Origin of the sequence: Cryobacterium serini, from assembly GCF_004404025.1 — a bacterium.
Lineage (GTDB): Bacteria > Actinomycetota > Actinomycetes > Actinomycetales > Microbacteriaceae > Cryobacterium > Cryobacterium serini.
In genome coordinates, this window is the sequence record NZ_SOHN01000016.1 from 395,614 (window position 1) to 410,681 (window position 15,068).

The 15,068-nt window shown below is 64.2% G+C and carries 16 protein-coding genes; 7 read left to right on the plus strand and 9 right to left on the minus strand.

What is annotated here, in order from left to right; genetic code table 11:
- Window positions 1-35 precede the first annotated feature (35 nt).
- From E3T51_RS13835 to E3T51_RS13855, 5 genes are read right to left on the minus strand one after another with little or no spacing between them, the layout of a single operon-like run.
- A complete protein-coding gene (locus tag E3T51_RS13835; RefSeq protein ID WP_134530318.1) occupies window positions 36-1,037 on the minus strand; it encodes an ABC transporter substrate-binding protein in 1,002 nt (333 codons plus the stop codon).
- Window positions 1,034-1,897 carry an ABC transporter permease gene (locus tag E3T51_RS13840; protein ID WP_134530319.1) on the minus strand — a complete coding sequence of 288 codons (864 nt, stop codon included), beginning with the start codon at window positions 1,895-1,897 and terminating at the stop codon, window positions 1,034-1,036. The genes E3T51_RS13835 and E3T51_RS13840 overlap by 4 nt, the downstream gene beginning before the upstream one ends.
- Window positions 1,894-2,694 carry an ABC transporter ATP-binding protein gene (locus E3T51_RS13845; protein ID WP_134530320.1) on the minus strand — a complete coding sequence of 267 codons (801 nt, stop codon included), beginning with the start codon at window positions 2,692-2,694 and terminating at the stop codon, window positions 1,894-1,896. The genes E3T51_RS13840 and E3T51_RS13845 overlap by 4 nt, the downstream gene beginning before the upstream one ends.
- 57 nt (window positions 2,695-2,751) lie before the next feature.
- Window positions 2,752-3,573, minus strand: coding sequence for an NAD-dependent epimerase/dehydratase family protein (locus E3T51_RS13850; RefSeq protein WP_134530321.1), 822 nt, complete (start codon window positions 3,571-3,573; stop codon window positions 2,752-2,754).
- Entirely contained in the window at window positions 3,573-4,829 is a 1,257-nt protein-coding gene (locus E3T51_RS13855; RefSeq protein WP_198417874.1) for an FAD-dependent oxidoreductase, read from the minus strand. Before E3T51_RS13855 ends, E3T51_RS13850 begins: the two co-directional genes overlap by 1 nt.
- A gap of 120 nt (window positions 4,830-4,949) precedes the next feature.
- On the opposite strand from E3T51_RS13855, the gene E3T51_RS13860 reads away from it, so the two are divergent.
- Entirely contained in the window at window positions 4,950-5,846 is an 897-nt protein-coding gene (locus E3T51_RS13860) for a LysR family transcriptional regulator (protein ID WP_134530323.1), read from the plus strand.
- A gap of 37 nt (window positions 5,847-5,883) precedes the next feature.
- Here the strand turns inward: E3T51_RS13860 and E3T51_RS13865 are convergent, their stop codons facing one another.
- The 4 genes from E3T51_RS13865 to E3T51_RS13880 are packed head-to-tail and all read right to left on the minus strand — an operon-like array spanning window position 5,884 to window position 9,335.
- On the minus strand, window positions 5,884-6,693 hold the full coding sequence (locus E3T51_RS13865; protein ID WP_134530461.1) for an ABC transporter ATP-binding protein: 810 nt from the start codon (window positions 6,691-6,693) through the stop codon (window positions 5,884-5,886).
- Between the two features lie 55 nt (window positions 6,694-6,748).
- Window positions 6,749-7,522, minus strand: a complete 774-nt coding sequence (locus E3T51_RS13870; protein ID WP_134530324.1) for an ABC transporter permease — start codon at window positions 7,520-7,522, stop codon at window positions 6,749-6,751.
- Complete coding sequence (locus E3T51_RS13875) at window positions 7,519-8,322, minus strand: ABC transporter permease (protein WP_134530325.1); 804 nt, start codon at window positions 8,320-8,322, stop codon at window positions 7,519-7,521. The genes E3T51_RS13870 and E3T51_RS13875 overlap by 4 nt, the downstream gene beginning before the upstream one ends.
- A 50-nt stretch (window positions 8,323-8,372) precedes the next feature.
- The gene (locus tag E3T51_RS13880; RefSeq protein ID WP_134530326.1) at window positions 8,373-9,335 is read right to left on the minus strand and encodes an ABC transporter substrate-binding protein; all 963 of its coding nucleotides are present in this window, start codon (window positions 9,333-9,335) and stop codon (window positions 8,373-8,375) included.
- A gap of 20 nt (window positions 9,336-9,355) precedes the next feature.
- Here E3T51_RS13880 and E3T51_RS16820 point away from each other — a divergent pair, with 20 nt between their 5' ends.
- The 6 genes from E3T51_RS16820 to E3T51_RS13905 all read left to right on the plus strand — a co-directional run bounded on the left by E3T51_RS16820 (window position 9,356) and on the right by E3T51_RS13905 (window position 15,025).
- Entirely contained in the window at window positions 9,356-9,520 is a 165-nt protein-coding gene (locus tag E3T51_RS16820) for a hypothetical protein (RefSeq protein WP_166806487.1), read from the plus strand.
- Window positions 9,510-10,322 (plus strand): IclR family transcriptional regulator, encoded by an 813-nt coding sequence (locus tag E3T51_RS13885; RefSeq protein ID WP_134530327.1) that lies wholly within the window; start codon window positions 9,510-9,512, stop codon window positions 10,320-10,322. Before E3T51_RS16820 ends, E3T51_RS13885 begins: the two co-directional genes overlap by 11 nt.
- Before the next feature lie 100 nt (window positions 10,323-10,422).
- Window positions 10,423-11,604: a 4-hydroxybenzoate 3-monooxygenase gene (locus tag E3T51_RS13890; protein ID WP_134530328.1), complete on the plus strand. Its 1,182-nt coding sequence runs from the start codon at window positions 10,423-10,425 to the stop codon at window positions 11,602-11,604.
- A gap of 150 nt (window positions 11,605-11,754) precedes the next feature.
- Window positions 11,755-12,252: a type II 3-dehydroquinate dehydratase gene (gene aroQ, locus E3T51_RS13895; RefSeq protein WP_134530329.1), complete on the plus strand. Its 498-nt coding sequence runs from the start codon at window positions 11,755-11,757 to the stop codon at window positions 12,250-12,252.
- Window positions 12,249-13,148 (plus strand): shikimate dehydrogenase, encoded by a 900-nt coding sequence (locus tag E3T51_RS13900; protein WP_134530330.1) that lies wholly within the window; start codon window positions 12,249-12,251, stop codon window positions 13,146-13,148. Before aroQ ends, E3T51_RS13900 begins: the two co-directional genes overlap by 4 nt.
- A complete protein-coding gene (locus tag E3T51_RS13905) occupies window positions 13,148-15,025 on the plus strand; it encodes a bifunctional sugar phosphate isomerase/epimerase/4-hydroxyphenylpyruvate dioxygenase family protein (RefSeq protein WP_134530331.1) in 1,878 nt (625 codons plus the stop codon). Before E3T51_RS13900 ends, E3T51_RS13905 begins: the two co-directional genes overlap by 1 nt.
- Window positions 15,026-15,068 lie beyond the last annotated feature (43 nt).

A 15,068-nucleotide genomic window follows, 5' to 3' on the forward strand; every position in this document is an offset into this window, starting at 1 on the left:
GGGTGGAGCTACCGCACCACGCCGCAAGTCAGCTTTTAGGAGTTCTGCGCAAACGTAGCGTCGACATAATCGGCTTCAGGAATCGGGTCGGTGTAGACGATCGCCCCGAGTTCCATCCACATGCGTTCCATCGCTGCGAGCTGCTCCGGCAGCGGCGCGAGGTCGGTCAGCCAGCGGTACAGCGGCACGGCGCCCACCTGCTCGGCGGTCTGGCCGGTTGCGGCACCGATCATGCCGAGATGCTCGTCGGTGTAGCGGTCATCACCCTGCAGATCCTGCGCGCCTCTGGCCAGCGCGGTGAAAAACTTCTGCGCGAGGTCCGAGGACGCGAAATCTCCGCCGTAGATGACCCCGGTGCCGGATGTCCCGGCGGGCGTGGTCCACAGGCTCACCGCGGTACCGTCCTCAACAGGCATGTTCCAGAACGGTGCCGACGCGAACGCAGCGTCAATGCTTCCGTTCGCCAGCGCCGTGGGCATGTCCGGGTTGCCGAGCGTTACCAGTTCTACGTCAGTAATGGATAGGCCGGCTTCTTCAAGGGCCATTCCCACGTAGAACGCCCCGGTGCCGCCGGCGCCGCCGGCGACCGCAACAGTGCGGCCTTCGAGGTCGGAGACATCGCTGATGGTGCCATCATCCACGAGCTTCTTCGACGCGATGAGCGCCGAGGGCGGTTCTTCTTCGTCTCCGGCGGAGACGCCCATCGAGCCGACGACCTTGACGTCGAGACCGGTTTCGACCGCGCTGAACAGTCCGGCAGAGAACCCGGCGACGACGACGTCGAGCTTGCCGCTCGCGGCGAGCGGAACCGCATCCTGCCCCGACTTGATCGCCTCGAGCTTGAGCTCGATTCCCTCGTCTTCGAAATAGCCCTTGGCGTCGGCCACATAGAGCGGCGAGAAGATCGCGAGCTGAACGTGCCCCACGTTCACCGTCTGCAGGGCATCCGACGATGTTGCCGGAGCCTCTGAAGTGGCGCACCCCGACATCGCCAACCCGACCAGCGACAGTGCTGCGACGATTTTCAGTTTCTTCACTTTTTCATTTCCTTCTTCTTGGGGCTGTTCGAATGACGCCATGGCAGCAACACCCGTTCCAGTAAAATGATGAGCCCGGTGACGAGCGCGCCGATCACCGAGACGACGATCAGGCCGACGAACATCGTGGCCGGCTGAAACAGCTGCCATGAGTTCCAAATGAGGTAGCCCAGGCCGTTGTTCGAGGCCACAAATTCCACCGCGGTCACGACGATCACCGACATGCCGGCGGCAACGCGCAGCCCGGTCATAATGGCTGGCGCAGCAGCGGGCAGCAGCACATTCAGAAACAGTCTGGGTCCGGTGGCCTTATAGGCGCGGGCCGCTTCCAGAATGCGGGCGTCGATTTGCATGATGCCGGCGAGGGTGTTGATCTGTACGACGAAGAACACCGAGATAGCCACGGCCAGAATCTTCGGAGTTTCGGTGAGACCGAAGATGAGCAGCAGCAGCGGCAGAATCGCGATCTTCGGTAGCGCGTACAACGCGGTGAAGGTGGGGCTGAGTGCCGCCCGGATCGGGCGCACCACGCCCATGACGAGACCGGCGAAGACTCCGAGAATGGAGCCGGCGATGAAGCCGGCCGCGAGACGACCGACCGTCGCCCAGATGTGCACCGCGAGGGAGCCATCCGCTAGCATTTCGGCACCGCGCTCCGCTATGGCACTCGGCGGGCTGAACAAACGAGCATCGAGTACGCCGACCGCAGCAGCGAGTTCCCACAGGGCGAGAAGCACGATAGGAGTGAGAATGGCCAGGCCTAGGTCGCGGGCCTTCAGGCGCTGTTCACGCTTGAATTCCAGGTCGATGGCCTGATCGAGTTCGGTGGCGCGCACTGCGACACTCTGCGTCTGCGTCACTTGAAGCTCATCGAGGCTTGAACCTCATCGCGTAGCGATTCCCAAATGTCCTGTTTCATGTGGGCAAACTCGGGGCTGGCTTCCATCTCGACGCTGCGGGGGCGGCCGAACGGCACGTCGATGATCTGTTTGACGCGGCCGGGGCGGGCCGACATCACAACGATCTGATCGCCGAGCAGCAGCGCCTCCTCGATCGAGTGGGTGACGAGCACAACGGTCTTGCGCTCGACCTCCCAGAGCCGTACGAGCTGTTCCTGCATGAGGATGCGGGTTTGCGCGTCGAGCGCGCCGAGCGGTTCGTCCATCAGCAGCGACGGCGAGCCGGTTGCGAAGGCGCGGGCGATGGCGATGCGCTGGCGCATGCCGCCGGAGAGCTGGTGAGGGAAGGCATCTTCGAAACCGGTCAGACCGACCTCGGCGATCCAATTGCGGGCTTCGCTAACGCGTTCCTTCTTCGAAACGGACGCCATCTTCTGGCCGAATGTCACATTTTCCAGCACGTTGAACCACGGAAAAACGCCGTGCTCCTGAAACACGAACGCCGAGCGCGGTACCCGGGTCTGCTCAAAGTTGATCTGTACCTCGCCCGAGGTGGCCGTCTCGAGGTCACCCAGAATGCGCAGCAGAGTCGACTTGCCGCATCCGCTCGGCCCGACAATGCAGGTGAACGAGCCCTTCTTCAGATTGAGGTTGATGTCGCTCAGCGCGTGCACCTGTCCGGACCCGCCGAAGACCTTCGAGAGGTGGCGCACAACAAAGGCATCGTCGCCCGTGCCCTGCCTGGGGGTGTCAGTCATTGAAGTTCCTATCTATTTTTTCGAAACCCGGTGGTGCGAGAGATACGGGTATGACGATCAGCCACCGAAACGAGGCGGTAGGGGAGAGCTGAAAACGCCGCCAATGTAGGCGCGGTCCCAGTCGGAAGCTAGCAGCGACGCGTTGGTGTCGCTGCGGGTAAAGAGCCTTTCGGCGAAACGTTCGGAATCGTCCTTGGGACCAAAGCCTATTGCAGCGCCGCCCTCGGCTGAGAGGTACCCCCGGGTGTTCGCCGAAACACCCCACACCGTGCGAAAGCCGGGCTTCTCCGTCTGCAGGCAAGCGTCGAACAGGCGCACGGCGTCGGCCGGGGAGAGCCAGGTGCTCAGTGTGCGCTCGCCGGTCGGTTCGGCGAAGCGCGAAGCGATGCGCAGGCAGATCACGTCGAGCCCGAACCGGTCATGATAAAGGCTGCCGAGCGCTTCGACCGCGGCTTTCGAGACGCCGTAGAAGGTATTCGGGCGCACCCGAACGTCATCTGCAACCAGAGAGCCATCGGTCGGAACGGGTACAAACCCGACGGCGTGGATGCTGCTGGCCAGCACCACCCGCAACATTTCGAGCTGCTGCGCCACGTCGAGAACGGCCTGAGTGCCATCGATATTTGCCTGCATAATCGCTGCCCACTCCGCCTCGAGCGGAATTCCCGCGAGATGGATCACGACGTCGCAGCCGCGCATGGCCTCCATCAGCGCGGCGCGATCGTTGACCCTACAGTTGACAAACTCGCAGCCGAACGTGTTGGCCGGCGTGCGTTGGTCGATGCCCACGATCGAGTGGCCGCGGGCTAGCAGGCCCGGAATAATGTCGGCAGCAAGCGACCCGGCCGCCCCGGTGAGGGCGATACGTCGAATAGTCATCAGATGAGTGCTCCCTGTTCGTTGAGTAGCGTACGGATGCGGCCATAGTCGTGGGCGCGAGCCACGGCGTAAACTGCGGCAGCGACGCCGCAGGCGTGCCCGGTGGCGAAGGAGGTACCCATGACACGCAGCGAGGCGTAGGCGCGGTTGTCACTGCTGACCAGCCGCCCGCCGGCCCAGAGGTTCTCGGTGGTGTCGGAGCAGATGGCGCCGTAGGGGACGTGATACCAGCCTTTACCTGCAATGCCACCGTATTCGGTGATGCCCACCGCCACATGATTCTCCATTGGCCAGCCCCCGCGGGCGATCGCGTCGGCCGGGCTCTTACGTCCATCGGCCACGTCGTCGGCGCTGACCGCGTGCCGGCCCCGCAGTCGGCGGGTCTCGCGAATGCCGAGCTGAGGTCCGGTCGAAGCGAGAAAGCTATTCTCCCAACCGGCTAGTGACTGCTGAAAAGCGGCGAGGTACTGCCAGCTCAGGCGCCTCGATTGCACTTCGGCGGCAGTGAGGTCGTTCACGTCGAGTACGTCGCCGTGGTGGTCGGCGATGAGCAGCATCACCTCCCGCGATAGCGGCATGCGCACGGCTGTACCGGTCGAGCGCACCAGGGCCATCTCGGAGCGGGGCCGGTAGGCATCCACCGCCCGGTCCATGCCGGCCATCGAGAGATCGGCGTCTTCGCTCACGGCGCCAACCCGCATGACGAGGGTGCTGGCCTGGCGCTCGGCGGGAGCCGACACGATCGCGCCGGCACCGGCCGCGTCGATGAGTGCGCCATCGCCGCTGCAATCCACGAAGGCGCGACCGATGATGGTTTCGGTGCCGCCGCGGTGCACAACGTCCACGGCGGTGATCCGTCCGTCGGTCACGGTGGCTGAGATGAGCTGGCTGTGCAGCAGCAGGCGCACGCCGGCGGCGGTAATGAGGTCGTCGTAGACGCTCTTCGTGGTTTCCAGGTCGAGCAGCACGATGGTGTTACCCGTCTCCGGCACAGTCTGGGTCTGGTAAATGTCGCGGGTGCGTAGCTGGTCAAGTACGTGTTGCCCCACGCCAGCGACGACCTGGTTTTTGTTCTGGTCGAAGAATCCGCACAAGGCGAGCACCGAGCTGTTCGTCGCGGCCCCGCCCAGAAATCCATACTTCTCAACCAGACAAACGGATGCCCCGGCGCGCGCCGCCCCAATGGCTGCGGCAATTCCTGCGGCGCCGCCGCCGATGACGACCACGTCGAATTGCGTTTCGCTTACATTGGCCACGAACACACCAGCACTTTCAGGTTCACCTCGTTGTGACGGAAGCTGCCGTCCCCCCGAGTCTGACCGATGAGGTGTCATAGGTAAAATGCCTAGAAAGCACTAGGGCGATACCCTGAGAGTATGGAATTACGCCACCTAAAGTACTTCGCCAAGGTTGCTCAATTGCGTTCGGTGAGCAAGGCCGCCATAGCCTTGAACATCACGCAGCCTGCGCTAAGCCGTCAGATCAAAGATTTAGAGCGCGAGGTCGGTTACATTCTGTTCGACCGCACGCCTCGCGGCGTCACCGTGACCGCCGCTGGAGCCGGACTTTACCGGCACTGCGAGACCGTGTTCGCGCAGGTCGATCGAATCCCCGAAGTGCTGCGCACGGCGTCGCAGAATCGCGAGATGCTGCACGTCGGCGTGCCCCAAGGGCTACCCTACGACTGGTTTCTGGGACTGCTACAGGCCGTCGACGTGCAGGTGCCGACAATCGCGTTGACGCTGCACGAGGCCACGACCGACGAACAGTGGCAGATGTTGCAGAGCCGGCTGGTTGATGTGGCGCTCCTCCACAGGGAGGCTCCGGAGGCCGGCGGATCGATGCTGCTCATGAAGCAGGCGATCGGCGTGGCCGTGAAGGCAGATTCGCCGCTCGCGCGCCTGGCCGAGGTAGGCCTCGCCGAACTCGACGGACTCTCGGTTATGGCGCACGCCGTCGGCGAGATCGCCGCGGAGGAGATTCGGCTGCGCGCCGCAGCGACGACGGCCGGCGTCACCATGCAGTGGGTGTTCCGCCGGTTCAGCGAGCACAGCGGGCTCATTGCCGTGACGTCTAAAGTAGACGCCGTGCTGCTTACTGAGTCATCAGCAGCACGCCATCTGCCCGATTGGGTCTGGACCCCGGTGCGCGCCGAGCGCGACCCGAGCTTTGACCTCGCCATCCGCACTTGGGCAACTTGGAACGAGCCACAGACCGCGCACGTGGACGCACTCCTCACTGTCATGCGCGCCCAGGCCCGCCCGCGCGGGTAGCCGCCGCACCCGTCAGAAATGCCCCGATATCACGCGTCTACTGGGCGGCCCTGCGCTGCGCGGTGATCTGCTCGGTGACCGGGCCGAGCTTGGCGCGCTGGATCTCGGCGTAAACGTGCGAGCGTAGCTCCATGAAGCGCGGGAGGGCACGTGTGTTGAGCTGGTCGCGTTCGGCGGGCAGGTCGATTTTGAGGTCTTCCTGCACGACGGTGGGGGAGCTCGAGAGCACAATGACGCGCTCGCCGAGGTAGACCGACTCGTCGATGTCGTGGGTCACGAACAGAATGGTCACGCCGAGCTGCTTCCAGATGGTGCGGATGAGGTCTTCGAGGTCGGCGCGGGTCTGCGCATCGACGGCCGCGAACGGCTCATCCATCAGCAGCACCTGGGGGCGGTAAGCCACGGCGCGGGCGATGGCCACCCGCTGCTGCATGCCGCCCGACAGCTGCCAGGGATAGCTCTTGGGCACGTGGTCCAGCCCGACCGACTTGAGGGCGGCGTCGACGAGCGCGGCGCGTTCGGCTTTGGGAACCTTCTGGTTCTTCAGGGGCAGTTCCACGTTGGCGCGAACGGTCATCCAGGGAAAGAGGCTGCGGCCGTATTCCTGAAAGACGACGGCCATCGATTTGGGCGGGCCTGTGACCTTGCTGCCGTTCAGTTCGACTGTGCCGCTGGTCTGCTCCATCAGGCCGGAGATGCATTTGAGCAGGGTGGTCTTGCCCGAGCCGGAAGGGCCGACGAGGCAGACCAATTCACCCTCGGCGAGGTCGAATGTGAGGTCCCGCACGGCCTCGACATCGCCGCCGGGCACCTTGTAGATCTTCTGCAGGCCGCGCACCGAGAGCATCGGCACGGCCTGGATTGGCTGGACGGGCTGTACGGGCTGGTTCATGGTGGTCTCGCTAACTGTCATGAGTGATCTCCTTCAGACCGTGGTACCAATGCAGTACCCGTCGTTCGACGAATTGAAAGATGAGGGCCAGGCCGAGGCCGATCAGGCCGAGCACGACGATGCCGCTCCACATTTCGGGGATGGCGAAGTTGCGTTGAAACTGCACGATGGTGAAGCCCAGGCCAGAGGAGGAGGCAAACATCTCGCTGATCACCATCAGAATCAGGCCGATCGACAGCGACTGGCGCACGCCGGCCATGATCTGCGGGGATACCGCGGGGAGCACGAAATAGCGGATGCGTGCGAAACCGGCAATGCCGTAGCTGCGGCAGCTGTCGTTCAGTACCGAGTCGACGGCGCGTACGCCCTCGACGGTGTTGAGTAGCACCGGCCAGATGGCGCCGGAGATGATGACGGCGACCTTCATACCGTCGTTGATGCCGATGAGCAGCATGAGCAGCGGCACGAGCACGGGCGGCGGGATGGCGCGAAAGAATTCGAGCAGCGGTTCGAGCAGGTTGCGCAGCCAGCGGGTGGAGCCGATGAGCAGGCCGAGCACGATGCCGAGGGCGATGGCGAAGAACAGGCCGACCGTGAGACGGCCGAGGCTCGGCAGAACGTCATCGAAGAAACGGTCGCCGATCCAGGTGGACCACAGGGTCTGGGCAAGTTCGATCGGCTTGGGTACGAAGAAGTTCGTAGAACCGAAGGAGAGCGCCCACCAGACAATGATGAGCAGAATGGGCAGGCTGACGAAGTAGGCGATGCGTTTGAGGGGACTCACAGGACGACCTCTCCTCTCACGGAAGGATGCCAGGACAGCACACGTTTTTCAATGATGCGAGCGGCGAGGTTGATGAGCACGCCGATCATGCCGGTCGCGAGCACGAGGGCATACATCGACGAGATTGCGCCGCCCGCCTGGGTGAGAGCGATCTGCTTGCCGAGGCCGGGGGTGCCGATGATGAGTTCGGCGGTGATCGCCAGAATCAGGGCGACGGCCGCGGCCAGGCGCAGCCCGGTCATCAGGTAGGGCAGGGCGGTGGGCCAGATCACGTAGCGCACCCGAGCGAGCCGTCCGAGGCCGTAACTCTTGGCGGTGTCATTGGCGACGGCATCCACATCGGCAATGCCGTAGAGCAACTGCAGCAGCACTTGCCAAAAGGAGGCATAGACCACGAGCAGCAGGGTCGACTCGATGCTGGTGCCGAAGATCAGCACGGCGAGCGGGATGAGGGCGACTGAGGGGATCGGGCGCAGGAACTCGATCGTGGTGTGGGTGGCGCGGCGGAGAAACCGGCTGGAGCCGATGATGAGGCCAACGACAATCGCGGCGACCGTGGCGATGGCAAGGCCAAGAGCCCAGCTCATCATGGTGTCGGCGACGTCGTTCCAGAACGCGGCCTCGGTGAGGTACTGCCCGAGGCGCGCGAGCACCTCACTGGCCGGCGGCAGGTAGCGATCGCTGACCAGGCCGAGGCGGGGAGCGGCTTCCCAGATCAGGAAGAACAGGATAATTCCGCCGATGCCCAGGCCCAAAGCTTTCGCTTTCGGCCCGGCAGCAGCGCTACGTTGTTTTCTCATTCTGGCAAGCCACTTCCTCGTGGTCGGTGCGATTCAAACGGATGCTTCGGTTACGGCAGGAATGTGGACACGTCGGGTGCGGTCTCGACCACGCCGTACTTGAGGGCCGCTTCGCCGAGGGCGGTGACGGCGTCCACGTTGAATTCGGTCGGGAACTTCGGGAGCACGATTTTCGCGAGCACCTCGGGCGGGGTCTTGGTGTAGGTCGCGATGATCGCGCGCACGGCGTCAGGGTTGGCCTCTGCATATTCGAGCGACTTCTTCATCGCGGCCTGAAACTTGGGGACGAGTTCCGTGTCGCCCTCAACCGTCGCGGCAGAGGAGAAGTACGCGGCCACGTCGAGGTTCAGGTCGAAGTCGGCGTAGCCGTAGGAGATGACGCGCTGGCCGCTTTCGATGGCGGCGGTGACGAACGGTTCGACGACGAAGGCTGCGTCGACCTGACCGTTTTCTACGGCTGCGCTGGCATCGGGGAACGGAATTTCGACGAAGGAGATCGACGAGGAGTCGCCGCCGAGGCGGTCGATCGAGGCTCGCATGACCGTGTCGACAATGTTGTTCAGGCTGTTGCCCGAGACGGTCTTGCCGTCGAGGTCGGCGAGCGTTTCGACGGGGGAGTCGCCCTTGACGATGACAGCGCCGAAGTCGCTATCGACATCGCCGGTCGACGCGACGGCCGAGTTGACGACCTTGAGCGGCAGGCCCTTGTCGTTGGCGACCATGAGCGAGACCAGGTTGCTGAAGCCGAACTGGTAGTCGCCGCTGACGACGGCCGGCACGATCGCGGCACCGCCGGTCGCGGTCTCGATGGTGAGGTCGAGGCCTTCGTCTTCGAAGAAGCCCTGGTCCAGGCCCAGGTAGAGGGGCGCGGTATCGGCGATCGGGATGACACCCACCGTGACGGGAGTGAGGGCGTCACTCCCGGCGGGGGCAGAGGTGTCTGCGCCGGCCGAGCAGGCGCTGAGGGCGAGAACGGATGCCGCGGCAAGTCCGATCACGAGCATTTTCTTCATGGTCACTCCATTGTGTGGTGGTGCAGATCGTGCTGCTGTGGGTGTTCGGGCGCTATCAGCCTGCGTCAGAAGGACTCATCGCCTCTGATTGGAGACTAGCCATGGATTTCACCATCGAAACAGGCGCTTCCATCCAGTGGAAGTTCTCGGCTGATCCCGGTAGCGTGGCGGATAATGAGCGGTAAACCAGCACAGAAAGTAACGAACGGCGACGCCGTGGCCGTCGACGATCGATCCGTCGCGGCCCGGCTCTTCGCCATTCTCGACGCATTCGCGGCTCCTGCCGGAGCGACCTCGCTCACCCTGACCCTGACAGCCATCGCTCAACGCGCTGGCCTGCCACTGTCGACCACGCACCGGCTCGTCGCCGAGTGGGTCAGCTGGGGCGGCCTGAGCAAGCACGAGAACGGTCAGTATTCGCTTGGCATGAAATTGTGGGAACTCGGCGTGCAGACCCCGACCGCCCGCAACCTGCGCACCATCGCGCTGCCATACCTCGAAGACCTCTATGAGACGACGCGCGAACACGTGCACCTCGCCATTCTCGACGGGCGCGACGCGCTGTATCTGGAGAAGCTCTCGGGCCATCATGTAGTGCGCCTGATTTCGCGGGTCGGTGCGCGCCTGCCGCTGCACTCGACCGGGGTCGGGCTGGTGCTGTTGGCCTATGCACCGACCGATGTGGTGCAGGAATATCTCGCCACGAGCCTGCAGCGCTTTCTGCCGCGCACGGTCACCGAACCAGAGGCAGTGCGAAAGCGGCTCGCCGAGATTCGCTTGGTGGGCATCGCCCGCATGTCCGAGGAGATGACCGCCGGCTCGAGTTCTCTGGCCGCCCCCATTCGCGACCGTACCGGCCAAGTCGTAGCGGCCGTATCCATCGTGACCCGCACCACCGACACGGTTGACCCGGAGCAGGAGCAAGCCGTGCGCCTGGCTGCGCAGGGGGTCAGTCGGGCGCTGGGATACCGGCGTGCTCAGCAGTGAAGGAGTGTCGACACTTTCACTGAGTGGAAACACTGCACCGTACCCGCGCGCAGCGCAGCACACTGGTCGGATCACCCTGTCATCGTTGCTAGGAGAACCCGTGCCCCACGAAATCACCCGCGTCGCCATCATCGGCGCCGGTCCAGCCGGCCTTCTTTTGAGCTGGGCGCTGCAGGGCGTCGGCATCGATTCGATCGTCATCGAAAACCGCTCGCAGGAATACGTGGTGGGCCGCATTCGAGCCGGCGTCCTGGAACAGGGATCGGTCGAAACCCTCACCCGCCTAGGACTGGGTGACCGTCTCGCATCCGAGGGGCTGCAGCACGACGGAATCTTCCTGCAGTATGCGGGGGAGCGTCACAACGTGAACTTCAACGAGCTGATCGGCCGCACGGTCACCGTCTACGGCCAGCAGGAGGTTGTCAAAGACCTCGTCAGTGCACACGCCGCCGCCGGGTCGACGATCTACTACGAAGCCTCCGACGTGGCCGTCGATGGCCTGACCTCCAAGAACCCGAGTGTAACGTTCGTGCACGACGGCGAGCAGCACACTATCAACGCCGACTTCGTCGTGGGCGCCGACGGCTTCCATGGCATCTGCCGTGCGTCGATCCCCGCCGAAGAGATCACCCTGTTCGACCGCAGCTACCCCTACGCCTGGCTCGGCATTCTCGCCGACGTCGCACCGTCATCCGACGAGCTGATCTACGCCCTGCACGAGGACGGCTTCGCGATGCTCTCGATGCGCTCGCCGGTTGTCTCCCGGCTGTACCTGCAGGTCGACCCGGCCGACGATATTGTGAACTGGTCGGACGACCGCATCTGGGAGGCGCTGCACACCCGGCTCGGCACTCCCGGCTGGGCCCTGCAGGAAGGCCAGATCACCGACAAATCGATCACCCCGATGCGCAGCTTCGTCGCTTCCCGCCTCGCCTACGGCAGCCTGTTTCTGGTCGGAGACGCCGGCCACATCGTGCCGCCGACCGGCGCGAAGGGCCTCAATTCGGCCATCTCCGATGTCACCCAGCTGGCCGCAGCCTTCACCGCTTTCTACGCGAAGGACGAAACCCTGCTCAGCAGTTACAGCGAGACGGCGCTGGCCCGGCAGTGGCGGGTGCAGCAGTTCTCCCGCTGGATGACCGAGATGTTGCACACCAGCCCGGGCGACCTGCAGACCGGCGCCTTCGACTACCGCAGCCAGCTCGGCCAGCTCGACTACGTCACTCATTCGCCACTCGCTGCGCGCATGCTCGCCGAGCAGTACACCGGCCTCCTGCTCTAGACGAGCGTCGCTGGGCGCCATCGACCTGATTTGATCCTGGTCGGATCACGACTAAATCCTGCCCATGCCTTGACAACGACTCGTCACGGGTTTCACAATGTACTAACTAGTACGTACTGAAAGTGCATCTTCAATCAAGGATTTGAATCAATGATGATTTTCGACCGACCCGAACGCCCTCTCGTGCTCGTGGTGAACGGCCCGAACCTGAACCTGCTCGGCTCCCGAGAGCCCGCCACATACGGCACCGCTACCCTTGACGAACTCGAACAGCGCGTTGCCGCCGCGGCCGAGCAACTCGGCGTGGACAGCACATTCGTACAGAGCAACCACGAGGGTGAGTTGATCGACGCCATCCACGCCGTGCGCCACCAGGCAGTGGGAATCATCATCAATGCCGGGGGTTTCACCCATACCTCGGTCGCTATCCGTGACGCGATCTTGGCCGTGGGCCTACCGACAGTCGAGGTTCATCTCACTAACGTGCACGCCCGCGAACCGTTCCGCCACCACTCCTTTCTCTCCGACGTCGCGGAAACTGTGATCGTCGGGGCCGGCGTCATGGGCTATGTCTTCGCCCTTGAGTGGCTCGTGACCCGGGTGGGGATATCGGCTGCTTTGGCGCCCGATGCGGGGGGCGTCGAGTGACCGAGACGGCGAGCTACCTGGTCGGGCTGATCGGCGAGGGCATCACCGCATCGTTGACTCCGCCAATGCACGAGCGGGAGGGGGGTCGCCTCGGCTTCGATTACGACTACCGCATTCTCGACCTGCTCGAATCGGGCCGGGCACCGGAAGATGTCGGCGTGATGCTCTCGGAAGCCCGGGACCTGGGCTTCGCGGCTCTGAACGTGACACACCCGTGCAAACAACTCGTTTTCCCCTTCCTCGATGAGCTCACCCCCGCCGCCGCGCACATTGGTGCCGTGAATCTGGTGCTCATCCAGGATGGTCGGTTTGTCGGTCACAACACCGACTGGACCGGATTTCGCTCCGCCGTGCTCGCCGGTCTCCCGGATGCACGGCGCGACCGCATCGTGCAGTTCGGTTCCGGTGGCGCCGGCTCCGCCACCGCCTATGCACTCCTGGCCCTCGGCGTGCAGCGGCTCACGATCGTCGACGTGCAGCCCGACCGCGCCCGGGCCCTGGTTAACGCCTACGCACCGCTGTTTCCCGACCAGGAGGTCTGCATGAGCACCCTCGATGACCTATCCCTCGACCTCGCCACCGCCGACGGTGTCGTGCACGCGACTCCAACCGGCATGAAGGAACACCCGGGCCTTCCCTTCGACGTGACCGCACTTGCCGCACCCGCCTGGGTCGCCGACATCGTCTACCGGCCGATCGATACCGAGCTGCTGCGAACCGCGCGCTCGATCGGTCACGACGTTCTTGACGGGGGACGGATGGCCGTGGGCCAGGCCGCCGACAGCATCCGCTTGATCACCGGTGCCGAACCAGACCCGACTCGGATGCGCGCACACTTTCTAGAGATGCTCGGTAACGACGGCGCGCCGGTCGTGGCCGCACGGGGGCGGGCCTGATGCGCTCGTCCATAGCGACCGTGTGCATCAGCGGGTCACTCGGTGACAAGCTCACCGCCATCGCCGACGCCGGATTCGACGGGTACGAGTTGTTCGAACTCGACCTCGTCACGAGCCGGATGTCTCCCGAAGAGGTCGTGACCCGTTCCGCCGACCTGGGCCTCTCGATCGACCTCTACCAACCATTTCGTGACTTCGAAGGGGTTGCACCAGGGCTGCTCGGCCGCAACCTCCGCCGTGCTGAGCGCAAATTCGAGCTCATGAACCGTCTCGGCATTGACACCATGCTGCTCTGCTCCAACGTGGGCACAGCCACCTGTTCCGACGATTCCGCCGCCGTCGACCAGCTCGGCAGCCTGGCTGCCCTCGCATCGCAAAACGGTGTGCGTATCGCCTATGAAGCGCTCGCGTGGGGAAAATTCGTCTCCACCTATGACCATGCCTGGCGCCTGGTCGAGCAGGTCGACCACGATGCGCTTGGCGTCTGCCTCGACAGCTTCCACATACTGTCGCGCGGGAGCGATCTCGACGCGATCGCGACCATCCCGGGCGAGAAGATCTTCTTCTGCCAGTTGGCGGATGCCCCGCTCATGAATCTCGACGTGCTGAGCTGGAGCCGGCACTACCGTTTGTTCCCGGGCGAGGGCAGCTGGGACCTCGCCGACTTCGTGGCCCGACTCGTGCACACCGGCTACCGGGGACCACTTTCACTGGAGGTCTTCAACGACGTGTTTCGGCAGGGCGACCCGGCGGTCACCGCTCGAGACGCCCGCCGCTCACTCGTTCTGCTCGAAGACGCCGCCCGTGCGGCCCGACTCCCGCTCGCTGCTCTGCAGTCTTCCGCGCTCGATGGGTTGCGCGCTCCCGACATTCTGGCTGGTCTGCCCCGCGTCGACGCCACCCGCGGTTTCAGTTTCATCGAGGTGCAACCGGGGGTCGGAACGGGAGTTGTCAGTGTCCTGGCGCAGCTCGGTTTCACCCACCATGGCAAGCACCAGCGCAAGAACGCCCACCTCTGGTCTCAGGCCGATGTGCACGTCATAGTCAATGACGACCTCACGGGAACGCGACCCCGCCTCGCCGCCCTTGGGTTTGAGGTCTCCAACGTGCAGCGCGCCTCCGCCAGAGCCATCGCCCTGCGCTCCCATCTGCTGCCCCGCGACCGCGCTATCGACGAGGACATTCTCGACGGCATTCTGGCGCCCGACGGCACTGAGGTGTACTTCAGCGAACGCGACGGCGAGACCGCGAGCTGGCTCGCGGAATTCGGCACGGGCGGGAACGTCCCGACCACGGTGCCGACCCTGCCTCCCACCGGAATCACCCACGTCGACCACGTGGCGCTCGTGCAGCCGTGGCAGCGCGCCGACGAGGCCGTGCTCTTTTATCAGAGCGTTCTCGGCCTCGCAGCGTCCGACGGCCTCGACCTTGCAAGCGAAGCCGGACTCGTGCGCAGCCGCAGTCTCGTCAGCGCCGACCGCGGCGTGCGTCTCGCCCTCAATGTGACACCGCTGCAGCCAAAGGCGACCGAGGTCTATCTCAACCACATCGCCCTGCACACCGACGATCTCGTAGCGACGGTGTCCGAGCTGCGGGCCAGGGGCGCCCGTCTGCTGCCGATTCCGCAGAACTATTACGATGACCTCGATGCCCGGCTCGACCTCGGTGCTCCGCTAGTCGAGACTCTGCGCTCGCTCGAGATTCTCTTCGACCGCGACGACCGGGGTGATTTTCTCCACGTCTATACGATGCCGATCGGCCAGTTGTTCTTTGAGATTGTGCAGCGCACCCAGAATTATGACGGTTACGGCGCGGCCAATGCTCCCGTGCGGCTTGCCTCGCAGCGTGCCGAGGAACGGGGGAGACCGACCGACTAACCTCCCCTTTCGTTCCAACCGCAGTCATAATCAACGCAGTAAA

Excerpts from the sequence above, each read along its gene's own strand:
- E3T51_RS13885 (WP_134530327.1), top strand. The coding sequence starts at position 9,510 with ATGAGCGGTAAACCAGCACAGAAAGTAACGAACGGCGACGCCGTGGCC.
- E3T51_RS13860 (WP_134530323.1), top strand. The coding sequence starts at position 4,950 with ATGGAATTACGCCACCTAAAGTACTTCGCCAAGGTTGCTCAATTGCGT.
- aroQ (WP_134530329.1), top strand. The coding sequence starts at position 11,755 with ATGATGATTTTCGACCGACCCGAACGCCCTCTCGTGCTCGTGGTGAAC.
- E3T51_RS13845 (WP_134530320.1), bottom strand. The coding sequence starts at position 2,694 with ATGACTGACACCCCCAGGCAGGGCACGGGCGACGATGCCTTTGTTGTG.
- E3T51_RS13850 (WP_134530321.1), bottom strand. The coding sequence starts at position 3,573 with ATGACTATTCGACGTATCGCCCTCACCGGGGCGGCCGGGTCGCTTGCT.
- E3T51_RS13880 (WP_134530326.1), bottom strand. The coding sequence starts at position 9,335 with ATGAAGAAAATGCTCGTGATCGGACTTGCCGCGGCATCCGTTCTCGCC.
- E3T51_RS13875 (WP_134530325.1), bottom strand. The coding sequence starts at position 8,322 with ATGAGAAAACAACGTAGCGCTGCTGCCGGGCCGAAAGCGAAAGCTTTG.
- E3T51_RS13865 (WP_134530461.1), bottom strand. The coding sequence starts at position 6,693 with ATGCTCTCGGTGCGCGGCCTGCAGAAGATCTACAAGGTGCCCGGCGGC.
- E3T51_RS13905 (WP_134530331.1), top strand. The coding sequence starts at position 13,148 with ATGCGCTCGTCCATAGCGACCGTGTGCATCAGCGGGTCACTCGGTGAC.